Below are 11,487 nucleotides of genomic sequence, written 5' to 3' on the forward strand. Positions count from 1 at the left end.
CCCCGGAAGCCGCACCTACTCCTGAAGCAGCGCGGCGAGCTTCTCCAGCGCGAGCCGGGCCCGCGTCTTCACCGTGCCCAGCGGATCTCCCGTGCGTTCGGAGATCTCCCGCTGGGACAGGCCCTCGAAGTAGGCCAGCTCCACCACCACGCGCTGCTCGGTGGGAAGCGCTCGCAAGGCGGTCGCGACCCGCGTCCGCTCCTGCTCCCGAGAGGCCACCTCGGAGGGGTCCGGGGGCGTCGCGCTGACAGGCGGAGGCTGGGACGCCACGTCCTCGACCACGCGGGCAACCGTGCCCAGGCTCCGCCGACGGTCGATCGCCCGCGTGCGGGCAATCGTCATCACCCACGTCTCCAGCCCACCGCGCCCCGGATCGAACTCCCGGGCGCGACGCCACACCTCGAGGAACGTCTCCTGCAGCACCTCTTCCGCGTCGGCGCGCGAGGCGAGGATGCGCAGAACCACCGCCCAGGCCCGCCCGGAGCAGCGCGCGTACAGCGCTCGCATCGCCTCGCTGTCGCCGAGGGCGACCTGCTGGAGGAGTGCCCGGTCATCCGCTGGGTCGCTCGCTCGTGTAGCGGGGGGATCGGAAGGCGCCATCGATTTGCCGGATACCGCAACCTCGGGTGGGGCCCCACTTTTTAGCACCGATGCCACTGCTCTCTCGCCCGCCGTGGGTGGCCCCCCGGCGTGTCCTGAACGTTCACTCGCCAACGCGTCCATGCACGGAGCCGTCCGGCATCAACGTCCTTGTGTCATGGCGCCCGGAAAGCACGGAGCCCCGCCCTATAAGGGCGCGCGGACCTTATGAACTCACGAATCGGCAGCGTCGTCATCGAGAGCGTCCGCCCCGAGGTGGATGGAGGCCGGTCCGGCGTCAAGCGCGTCGTCGGCGACACCTTCACCGTCAAGGCGGATCTCTTCAAGGAAGGCCATGACATCCTCGTCGCCGTCGTGCGCTGGCGCCAGTCCAGCCCCGCGGCGCAGCAGACGCAGTGGAGCGAAGTCCCCATGCGGGCGCTCGGCAATGATCTCTGGGCCGCCGACTTCCCGCTCGCGCGCAATGGCCGCTACGAATACACGGTGGAGGCCTGGCCGGACCTCTTCGCCACCTGGGCCTCGGAGCTCAAGCGCAAGGTGGACGTGGGCCGGGACGTGCGCAGCGAGCTGCTGGAAGGCGCCGGACTCCTGGAGGGCGCCGCCGAGCGCGCCCGCGCCTTCAGCACCGAGGATGCCCAGGTGCTCGCCGAGGCGGCACGGAAGCTGAAGCAGCCGCCCTCTCCCGATCTCATCGCCGTGGCGCTGGCGCCGGAGCTGGCGCGCGCCGCGGGCCGGTACGCGGATCGCTCCCTGGCCACCCAGTACGAGCGCGTGCTCGAGGTGTTCGTGGAGCGGGAGAAGGCACGCACCGGTGCCTGGTACGAGTTCTTCCCACGCTCGGCCCTGCGTGATGGCCGCACCCACGGCACCTTCAAGGACGCCGAGGCGTGGCTGCCGTACGTCCAGTCCCTCGGGTTCGACATCATCTACCTGCCGCCGATCCACCCCATCGGCGTCACGGCGCGCAAGGGCAAGAACAACAGCCTCAAGGCGGAGCCGGGAGAGCCGGGCAGCCCGTGGGCCATCGGCGCCAAGGAAGGTGGCCACAAGGCGATCAACCCCGCCCTGGGCACGCTGGCGGACTTCCGCCACTTCCTGCAGGCCGCCGATGTCCACGGCATCGAGATCGCGCTGGATCTGGCCTTCCAGTGCTCGCCGGATCACCCCTACGTGAAGGAGCACCCGGAGTGGTTCCTGCGCCGCCCGGACGGCACCATCAAGACGGCGGAGAACCCGCCCAAGCGCTACGAGGACATCGTCAACTTCGACTGGATGGGCCCGGGGCGTGACACGCTCTGGCCCGAGCTCGAGTCGGTGGTGCTGCACTGGGTGACGCAAGGGGTGCGCATCTTCCGCGTGGACAACCCGCACACCAAGCCGCTCCAGTTCTGGGCCTGGCTCATCCGCCGCGTGCAGGAGGTCCACCCCGAGGTCGTCTTCCTCTCCGAGGCCTTCACCCGCCCCAAGGTGATGAAGGCGCTGGCGAAGATCGGCTTCAGCCAGTCCTACACCTACTTCACGTGGCGCAACTTCAAGCAGGAGATCGAGGAGTACCTCACGGAGATCACCTCTCCGCCCGTCTCCGAGTACTTCAAGGGCAACCTCTGGCCCAACACGCCGGACATCCTCCCGGAGATGTTGCAGCGCAGCGGCCCGGGGGGCTTCCGCCTCCGCGTGGCGCTGGCGGCCACCCTCTCCTCCTCGTACGGCATCTATTGCGGCTACGAGCTGTGCGAGGCGCGTGGCCTGCACGGCAAGGAGGAGTACCTCGACTCGGAGAAGTACCAGCTGGTGGCGTGGGATCTCGATCGGCCCGGCAACATCCGGGAGTGGATCACCAAGCTGAACGCGGCCCGAAAGCAGCACCGGGCGCTCCAGCTCTACGACAACCTGCGCTTCTACACGTCGGACAACGAGCGGGTGCTCTTCTATGGCAAGCGCACCGAGGACGGCAGCAGCCAGGTGCTCGTCACGGTGAGCCTGGATCCGCACTCGGCCCAGGAGGCGGTGCTCACCGTGCCCCTGGCGGAGCTGGGCATCCACCCGGACGAGACGTACCAGGTACACGAGTTGATGACGGACGAGCGTCGACTCTGGCAGGGTCCGCACGCCCAGGTGCGCCTCACCCCCGAGCAGCCCGCCGCCATCTGGGCGGTGTACCGCTTCCGCAAGTCCGAGCACGCGTTCGACTACTACGAGTAGTTCCTCCGAGAGGCGTATGGAACAGGACCCGCTTTGGTACAAGAAGGCCCTCATCTACGAGCTGCACATCCGCGCGTTCCATGATTCGAACGGCGACGGCCACGGTGACATCCCCGGGTTGATCGAGAAGCTGCCGTACCTGGAGGACCTGGGGGTGGACTGTCTCTGGCTGCTTCCCCACTACCCCTCGCCGCTGAGGGACGACGGCTACGACATCGCCGACTTCTACGGCATCCACCCGGACTACGGCACGCTGGCCGACTTCCAGCGCCTGGTGGAGGCCGCGCACCAGCGCAACATCCGCATCATCACCGAGCTGGTGGTCAACCACACCAGCGACCAGCACCCCTGGTTCCAGGAGTCGCGCAGGGATCCGAAGAGCCCCAAGCGCAACTGGTACGTGTGGAGCGACGCGGACGACAGGTACCAGGGCACGCGCATCATCTTCCTGGACACGGAGCGCTCCAACTGGACGTGGGATCCGGTGGCCAAGCAGTACTTCTGGCACCGCTTCTTCAGCCACCAGCCGGACCTGAACTACGACAACCCCGAGGTTCAGGAGGCCATGCTGGATGTCATGCGCTTCTGGCTGAACATGGGGGTGGACGGGTTCCGCTGCGACGCGGTGCCCTACCTCTTCGAGCGCGAGGGCACCAACTGCGAGAACCTCCCGGAGACGCACGCCTTCCTCAAGCGGCTGCGGAAGACGATCGACACCGAGTACCCGAACAAGATGTTGCTGGCCGAGGCCAACCAGTGGCCCGCGGACGTGCGCGTCTACTTCGGAGACGGTGACGAGTTCCACATGGGCTTCCACTTCCCGGTGATGCCCCGCCTCTTCATGGCCGTGCGCAAGGAAGACCGCACGCCCATCGTCGAGATCCTCCAGCAGACGCCGGAGATTCCGGACAACTGCCAGTGGGCCATCTTCCTGCGCAACCACGACGAGCTGACGCTGGAGATGGTGACGGACGAGGATCGCGACTACATGTACCGCGAGTACGCGATGGATCCCCGGATGCGCATCAACCTCGGCATCCGGCGCCGGCTCGCGCCGCTGATGGACAACGGCCGGCGGCGGATTGAGCTGATGCACAGCCTGCTCTTCACCCTGCCCGGCACGCCCGTCATGTACTACGGCGACGAGATCGGCATGGGGGACAACATCTACCTGGGCGATCGCAACGGCGTGCGCACGCCCATGCAGTGGACCAGCGACCGCAACGCGGGCTTCAGCCGGGCCGACGGGGCGCGCCTGTACGCGCCCGTCATCGGCGATCCCGTGTATGGCTACCAGGCCATCAACGTGGAGGCGCAGGACCGCATCAAGACGTCGCTGCTGCACTGGGTGAAGCGGCTCATCAAGGTGCGCCAGCGCTACCCGGCCTTCGCGCTGGGCAAGCTGCGCTTCGTCAACCCGGATAACCGCCGCGTGCTGGCCTTCACCCGCGAGCACGAGGGCCAGACGATCCTGATCATCTGCAACCTCTCGCGTTTCGCGCAACCGGCGGTGGTGGATCTGCGAGACTGGGAGGGCTACGTGCCCGTGGAGCTGATGGGCGAGACGCCGTTTCCTCGCATCTCGTCGATGCCCTATCAGCTGTCCCTGGGCCCCTACATGTTCCTGTGGTTCCGTTTGGAGAAGCCCGTGCCGGGAAGGACGATCGCGTGACGCCTGTCGATCTCACGAAGCTGCCCGACTACCTCAAGCAACAGCGCTGGTTCAGCGGCAAGGCGTGGCCCATCAAATCCGTCTCGGTGGTGGACCACGCCACCCTGGACTTCGGCCCGTGCGCCTTCAGCCTCGCGATCGTGGAGGTGCAGTACGAGCTGGGCCACCCGGAGCGCTACCTGCTGCCCGTCAAGCCCTCCGCGGACGGCATCCAGGACGCGCTGGATGACGTCGAGTGCCTGCGCGCCCTGTTCCAGCTCATCCGCGAGAAGCGCGAGGTGAGCTCCGCCTCGGGCAAGGTCCATGGCGAGTGGCTGTCCACCTCGGACGGGATGGTGTCGCTGCCGGAGCAGCCGGCCGTGCGCCGGTTGATGGTGGAGCAGAGCAACACCTCCGTCGTCATCGGCGAGAAGGCCATCCTGAAGATCATCCGCAAGCTGGAGTCGGGGGTGAACCCGGAGCACGAGATGGGGCGCTTCCTGGCCACGCGCACCTCGTTCCGCGCCACGCCCACGCTGCTGGGGGCCCTGCACCTGGAGGGAGCCGCCGGCGCCACCCTGGCGGTGGTCCACCGCTTCGTGCCCAACGCGGTGGATGGCTGGAAGTACACGCTGGAGCAGTTCCGCAAGTCCGGAGTGGAGTCGACCTTCCTCGATGAGATGAAGGAGCTGGGCCGGCGCCTGGGCGAGCTGCACCGCGCCCTGTCCTCGGACTCGACCGAGCCGGCCTTCACGCCGGAGCCGGTGCTCCAGGAGGATCTCCAGCGCTGGAGCGCCTCCATCATGGGCGAGCTGGGGGTGACGCTGGCGGAGGCCGGCAAGCATCACCCGGACCTGGAGCGCCAGCGCGAGCGGCTGATGGAGCACGCGCGGCGGCTGGCGCACGTGACGCCCTCGGGGCAGAAGACCCGCATCCACGGGGATCTGCACCTGGGACAGGTGCTGCGCGCCGAAGGGCAGTGGCTCATCTTCGACTTCGAGGGAGAGCCGTCCCGCACCTTCACCCAGCGGCGCGAGAAGTACTCGCCGCTGCGGGATGTCGCGGGCATGGTGCGCTCGTTCGACTATGCCGAGGCCACGGTGCTGCTGGAGGGAGGCGCGCCCGGCCCGCGCATGGTGCCCTCGCGCGACGCGTTCCTGGCGGGCTACCGCGAGGCCACCCGCGGCGCACCCTTCCTGCCCACGGACGACGCGACGTTCTGGACGATGTTGCGCGCCTTCGAATTGGAGAAGCTGCTCTACGAAGTGCGCTATGAGATGCAGAACCGCCCGGACTGGGTGCGTATCCCCGTCCAGGCACTCTTGCGGATGGAGGAACCGAAGTGAGGAAGCCCGCCGACAAGCATCAGATTGACGCGGAGATCCAGCAGATCATCGAGCTGCGCCACTCCGATCCGCACCACATCCTGGGCATCCACCCGGATGGGGACGGCGTGGTGGTGCGTGCCTTCCGCCCGGATGCCACGGCCATCCACGTGATTCCGGACTTCGGCGGGCGCATCGCCATGACGCACCGCAAGGGCGGCGTCTTCGAGGCGCGGCTCAACGGCAAGGACCAGACCTTCAACTACCTGCTCGAGGTGGAGTACCCGGGCAACAAGGTCTTCACTCTGAGAGACCCCTACAGCTTCCTGCCGACGCTGGGGGAGATGGACCTGTATTACGCGGGCGAGGGCCGGCACGAGCGGCTCTGGGAGCGCATGGGCGTCCACCTCATCCACCACAACGGGGTGGCGGGAGCATCCTTCGCGGTCTGGGCGCCCACGGCGGCCGGCGTGTCGGTGGTGGGCGACTTCAACGGCTGGGACGGGCGCCTGCACACGATGCGGCGCATGGGCGCCTCCGGCATCTGGGAGCTGTTCATCCCCGAGGTGGGCGAGGGCACGCGCTACAAGTTCGAGATCCGCCCCAACCACGGCGGCCCGGCCCTGCTCAAGTCGGACCCGTTCGCCTTCCGCACGGAGGTGCCTCCGGCCACCGCCTCGGTGGTGCATGACCTGAAGCGCTTCTCGTGGACGGACACGAAGTGGCTGGCCACGCGCGCCGAGGGCGAGGCCGCCAACAAGCCGTGGAGCGTGTACGAGGTTCACCTCGGCTCGTGGAAGCGCGTGGTGGAGGACGGGGACCGGCCGATGACGTACCGGGAGCTGGCGCCCGCGCTGACCGAGTACCTCAAGCAGACGGGCTTCACGCACGTGGAGTTGCTGCCCGTGTCGGAGCACCCGTATGGGCCCTCCTGGGGCTACCAGGTGGGCAACTACTACGCGCCCACGGCGCGCTACGGGCACCCGGATGACTTCCGCTTCCTCGTCAACCACCTGCACGAGCACGGCATCGGCGTCATCGTCGACTGGGTGCCGGGCCACTTCCCGCGCGACGCGCACGCGCTGGGCAAGTTCGATGGCACGTCGCTGTACGAGCACGCCGATCCGCGCCAGGGCTCCCAGCCGGACTGGGGCACGCTGGTCTTCAACTTCGGCCGCAACGAGGTGCGCAACTTCCTCATCGCCAACGCGCTCTTCTGGATCGAGGAGTACCACATCGACGGGCTGCGCGTGGACGCGGTGGCCTCGATGCTCTACCTGGACTACAGCCGGAAGCACGGCGAGTGGGTGCCCAACCGCTGGGGTGGCCGGGAGAACGAGGAGGCCATCGCCTTCCTGCGTGAGCTGAACGAGGCCGTTGGCCGCAAGCACCCGGGCGTGGTGGTGATCGCCGAGGAGTCCACGGCCTGGCCGAAGGTGAGCCAGCCGGTGAGCGAGGGCGGCCTGGGCTTCCACTTCAAGTGGAACATGGGGTGGATGCACGACACCCTGCTCTACTTCTCGAAGGATCCGATCTTCCGGCAGTACCACCACAACAACATGACGTTCGGCCTGCTGTACGCCTTCAGCGAGCGCTTCATGCTGCCGCTGAGTCATGACGAGGTGGTCCACGGCAAGGGCTCGCTGTACGGGAAGATGCCGGGCGACGCATGGCAGAAGCGGGCGAACCTGCGCTCGCTGCTCGCATGGATGTGGGCCCACCCGGGCAAGAAGCTGCTCTTCATGGGCGGCGAGTTCGGCCAGCACCGCGAGTGGAGCAGCGATCGGAGCCTCGACTGGCACCTGCTGGAGGACCCGGGGCACAAGGGCATCCACAGCCTGGTGGCGGACCTGAACCGGGTGTACCGGGACGTGCCGGCGCTGTACGACGCGGACCACGAGCCGCTGGGCTTCCAGTGGCTGCAGCCGGACTCGGCGTCGGTGAACGTGTTCGCGTTCGTGCGGCGCTCGCGCAACCCGGGCCGGCACGTGGTGTGCGTGGCCAACCTCTCACCCTCGCCGCGCGAGGGTTACCGCGTGGGCTTCCCCCGCGTGGGCACCTATCAGGAGGTGCTCAACACGGACGCCGGCAACTACGGCGGCTCGGGCATGGGGAACATGGGGCAGATCCAAACCGAGGCCAAGCCTTGGGACGGCCAGGAGGCCTCGGCGGCGGTGACGTTGCCGCCGCTCTCGGTGGTCTGGTTCATGCCCGGCTGATTACTCGCCCCGCCGCAGCCGCTCCAGGTAGGCGGCGGGCAACCCGGCGCTCTCCGCGCCGCGCACCAGGGCCTCCACGAAGCGAGGGCTCACGGGCCCTTCCTTCGCGGCGCGCCTGGGCGAGGTGACGAAGGCGGTGGCCTCGAGATCCCGCCCCTCCACGCGCACGCGGACGGGGCGCTCGATGCACATGCCCGTCACGAAGCCTTCCTTGTGCTGGATGATGGGCCAGTCCTTGCCGGCGATCTCGAACAAGCGCCCGAACACACTCTTGCCCGATACATCCTGGAGACCCGCCACGCGCCCGCCCCACCACCGGGAGGGGAAGTCGTAGACGAGGTCCACGTCCAGCGCCTCGGCCACCTTCCCCTCGGGGAGGTTGAAGAAGTCGTAGCTGTGCTGCGAGCGCCACTCCTCGAACGCCGCGCGATCGAGAATTGTTGAATAGGCGAAGTACAGCCTCGTGGCGGACGCATCCGCCGCGTCCCGCGCCTTCATCACCTGATCGTAATGTGAGTCCATAGCCTTCACTTCTCCTTGCTCAGCAGGCACACGAGCGTCCAACCCGCCCCTGGGATGCCCACGTGCCTTGTACACGCACCGGTGCGCGGGCACAGTCGTCCTCTTATGAGTGGGCTGCGATGACTTCAAGCAATGACAGGGATATCGCGCTCGTCTCCCGCCTGGAGGCGGTGCCCACCATTCTGAAGGTCATCACCGAGACGACCGGCCTTCGCCTGGCCCTGGTGGCGAAGGTCACCCAGGGGTCCTGGACCGCCTGCGCCGTGCGCGACCTGATGGACTTTGGCCTCACGGTCGGCGCCGAGCTGGATGTGGCGACGACCCTGTGCAGCGAGGTGCGCGGCTCGCTCCAGCCCATCGTCATCGATCATGCGAGCCAGGACCTGCGGTACTGCGACCACCGGACACCCAAGCTCTATGGCTTCGAGAGCTACATCTCCGTTCCCATCTTCCGCAAGAACGGGGAGTACTTCGGAAACGTGTGCGCGCTCGACGCCCGGCCGGCACAGCTGACCGAGCGGAAGACGCTGGAGATGTTCAAGCTGTTCGCCGAGCTCATCGCCCTGCAGATGGAGGCGGAGGAGCGACAGGAGGTGACGCGCGCGGCCCTCCAGGACGAGCAGCACACGGCGGAGCTCCGCGAGCAGTTCATCGCCGTGCTGGGACACGATCTGCGCACCCCCGTGAGCTCGATCCGGCTGGGTGCGGACATGCTGGACCGGGGCGCGCTCGACCCCGCCGAGAAGAAGATCGTCCGGCGCATCCAGGAGAGCAGCCGCCGCATCACGCGGCTCCTGGAGGATGTCATGGACTTCGCGCGGGGCCGGCTGGGCGCCGGCATCCCGATGGATCTGCGCGAGGTGAACGATCTGGGGCGCATGTTGCAGCACGTCACCGAGGAGCTGCGGGCGACGCACCCTTCCCGGACGATTCACTTCACCGAGGATGACTGCGGCACCTTGCGGTGCGATCGACAGCGCATCGCCCAGCTGGTCTCGAACTTGATCGCCAACGCGCTGACCCATGGCGATCCGGTGGCGCCGGTGGAGGTCTTGGTGCGCGGCGACAGCGAGAAGGTGGTGCTCAGCGTCACCAACCAGGGCAAGCCCATCTCGACGGGGCTCATCACCCAGCTCTTCAAGCCCTTCGTCCGCAGAGCGGCGGATCATCTCCCGCAGGGGCTCGGGCTGGGCCTGTTCATCGTCGATCAGATCTCCCGCTCCCACGGCGGCACCGTCCAGGTCCGCTCGACGGAGCAGGAGACCACCTTCACCTGCACCCTGCCCCGTCGGTGAAGCGCTAGCGGGACTTCTTGCGCAGCGCGCCGGTCTCGTCACGGAAGGCCGAGAGCACCCCGCCCACGTCCAGCCGCGCCGTGCGGATGAACAGCCGCAGCGCCTTCTCCACGTGCTCCGCCAGCAGGGCCATCTTCTGGAGTCGCTGGAGCCGATCCACGGCCACCCCGCCCGTGGCCTGCGCCAACCGGCGCGCCTCCGCCAGATCCGCCCGGACGCGCGCCACGAGCGAGGCCTCGCGCTCCTCGGTGACGCGCGACACCATGCGCATCAGATCCGTCTCCGCCGAATAGCGCCACACGGCGTCCTGCGGCTGGCGGACCCGCTGCACCACACCCCAGCGCTCCAGGTCCCTCAGCAGCATCGACACGCCGCCCTTGGACAGATCCAGCTCGCGCTCGATCTCCCCGGCGGTGAGCAGCTCACCGCGCAGGTAGAGCAGCGCCCAGACCCGGCCCTGGTTGCGCTTGAACCCCCAGAACTCGATGACGTTGCCCACCGCCTCGATGGCAAGCGCCTCCCATGGCGCGAGCTGCCCCGCTGCGACGACCGTCTCCGGCCCTGGTGCTGTGGTCCCCCCCGTCCACAGATAGCCTTTCACGCGGCACGGCTCCTGACTTGTTCGGTGATCCCGGCCGACAGCTTGTGGGCCCAGCCCATCAGCTCATCGCCACCGGGCTGGCTCGCGAAGGGCCCGAGCCGATCGAGCGCCGCCTCGATCTCCGCGTTCATCCGCTCCAGGGACTGCTCCACCGCGCCGCTGGCGAGGATGCCAGCGCCAATGTCCTGCAGCCGCTCCGGGGTGATGTTCGAGAAGGCCCAGGCGTCCTTGAGCTTGCGGCGCAGCCCGTCGTCCTTGGCCAGCGCCAGGAGCATGGGCATCGAGGGCGTGCGCGAGACGAGATCCGCGTACTGCGGCTTGCCCACGTCCGTGCCGAGGATGTCGCGGATGTCGTCGGCGATCTGGAAGGCCACGCCCAGGTGCCGGCCGAAGCCATCGAAGCGCTCCACCGCCTCGGGCTTGTTGGCCAGCAGGGCGGCCGCGTGGCCGCACCAGCCAAAGAGCGAGCCCGTCTTGCCCTCGGCGATGTAGCGCAGCCGCGACATGGGCAGATCCATCTGCGAGCGCGCCTCCACCTCGGCGATGGCGGCACGGGTCATCTCGGAGACGACGGACAGGGCGCTCTGGATGACGCGCGGGTCGAGCTGCGCCAGCCGCGAGAGCGTGGTGGAGAGGATGAGATCGCCGCTCATCACCGCGACGATGTTGCCCCAGCGCGCGTTCACCGTGGGCCGACCGCGCCGGAACATGCCCGCATCCACCACGTCGTCATGCAGGAGGCTGGCCGAGTGGATGAGCTCCGCGGAGACGGCGATCTCCACCAGCTGCTCGGCGGGCACGCCCACCGCGGCACCAAAGAGGCGCACCAGCATGGGGCGCGCGCGCTTGCCACCACTTCCCAGGCACAGGTGGCGCGCGGCCTCCATCAAGGTGTCGCCCTTCACATCAGGGCCCGCGTCCCCATCCGCCAGCGCGGCATTGAGCCGCTGCTCCACCACCCTGAGAAAGTCCGACAACTCACCAGCCGTTTCCATGAGCACCCTCTCCTCGCGCGTTCATATAGTTCAAGACCACGTGAACTGCACAAGGAAGAAAAGCGCCCTGGAATGCA

9 protein-coding genes are annotated in these 11,487 nt (G+C 68.0%); 5 read left to right on the plus strand and 4 right to left on the minus strand.

Annotated elements, in window-relative coordinates:
- Positions 1 to 15: 15 nt before the first annotated feature.
- Complete coding sequence (locus tag SYV04_RS34280) at positions 16 to 600, minus strand: sigma-70 family RNA polymerase sigma factor (RefSeq protein ID WP_321550222.1); 585 nt, start codon at positions 598 to 600, stop codon at positions 16 to 18.
- Positions 601 to 807: 207 nt separating this feature from the next.
- Between SYV04_RS34280 and SYV04_RS34285 the strand changes: the two genes are divergently transcribed.
- The 4 genes from SYV04_RS34285 to glgB are packed head-to-tail and all read left to right on the plus strand — an operon-like array spanning position 808 to position 7,997.
- Positions 808 to 2,802 carry an alpha-1,4-glucan--maltose-1-phosphate maltosyltransferase gene (locus tag SYV04_RS34285; protein WP_321550223.1) on the plus strand — a complete coding sequence of 665 codons (1,995 nt, stop codon included), beginning with the start codon at positions 808 to 810 and terminating at the stop codon, positions 2,800 to 2,802.
- Between the two features lie 16 nt (positions 2,803 to 2,818).
- Positions 2,819 to 4,474: a maltose alpha-D-glucosyltransferase gene (treS, locus tag SYV04_RS34290; protein WP_321550224.1), complete on the plus strand. Its 1,656-nt coding sequence runs from the start codon at positions 2,819 to 2,821 to the stop codon at positions 4,472 to 4,474.
- Positions 4,471 to 5,799: a phosphotransferase gene (locus SYV04_RS34295; protein WP_321550225.1), complete on the plus strand. Its 1,329-nt coding sequence runs from the start codon at positions 4,471 to 4,473 to the stop codon at positions 5,797 to 5,799. Before treS ends, SYV04_RS34295 begins: the two co-directional genes overlap by 4 nt.
- Positions 5,796 to 7,997, plus strand: coding sequence for a 1,4-alpha-glucan branching protein GlgB (glgB, locus tag SYV04_RS34300; RefSeq protein WP_321550226.1), 2,202 nt, complete (start codon positions 5,796 to 5,798; stop codon positions 7,995 to 7,997). Before SYV04_RS34295 ends, glgB begins: the two co-directional genes overlap by 4 nt.
- On the opposite strand, the gene SYV04_RS34305 is transcribed toward glgB, so the two are convergent.
- The gene (locus tag SYV04_RS34305) at positions 7,998 to 8,519 is read right to left on the minus strand and encodes a gamma-glutamylcyclotransferase family protein (RefSeq protein WP_321550227.1); all 522 of its coding nucleotides are present in this window, start codon (positions 8,517 to 8,519) and stop codon (positions 7,998 to 8,000) included.
- 119 nt (positions 8,520 to 8,638) lie between these two features.
- Between SYV04_RS34305 and SYV04_RS34310 the strand changes: the two genes are divergently transcribed.
- Complete coding sequence (locus tag SYV04_RS34310) at positions 8,639 to 9,814, plus strand: GAF domain-containing sensor histidine kinase (RefSeq protein ID WP_321550228.1); 1,176 nt, start codon at positions 8,639 to 8,641, stop codon at positions 9,812 to 9,814.
- A gap of 4 nt (positions 9,815 to 9,818) precedes the next feature.
- On the opposite strand, the gene SYV04_RS34315 is transcribed toward SYV04_RS34310, so the two are convergent.
- Together SYV04_RS34315 and SYV04_RS34320 are read right to left on the minus strand one after the other, a co-directional pair.
- A complete protein-coding gene (locus tag SYV04_RS34315; RefSeq protein ID WP_321550229.1) occupies positions 9,819 to 10,415 on the minus strand; it encodes a GbsR/MarR family transcriptional regulator in 597 nt (198 codons plus the stop codon).
- The gene (locus SYV04_RS34320; protein ID WP_321550230.1) at positions 10,412 to 11,410 is read right to left on the minus strand and encodes a polyprenyl synthetase family protein; all 999 of its coding nucleotides are present in this window, start codon (positions 11,408 to 11,410) and stop codon (positions 10,412 to 10,414) included. Before SYV04_RS34320 ends, SYV04_RS34315 begins: the two co-directional genes overlap by 4 nt.
- Positions 11,411 to 11,487 lie beyond the last annotated feature (77 nt).

Origin of the sequence: Hyalangium ruber (genome assembly GCF_034259325.1) — a bacterium.
In the GTDB taxonomy this organism is placed as follows: domain Bacteria; phylum Myxococcota; class Myxococcia; order Myxococcales; family Myxococcaceae; genus Hyalangium_A; species Hyalangium_A rubrum.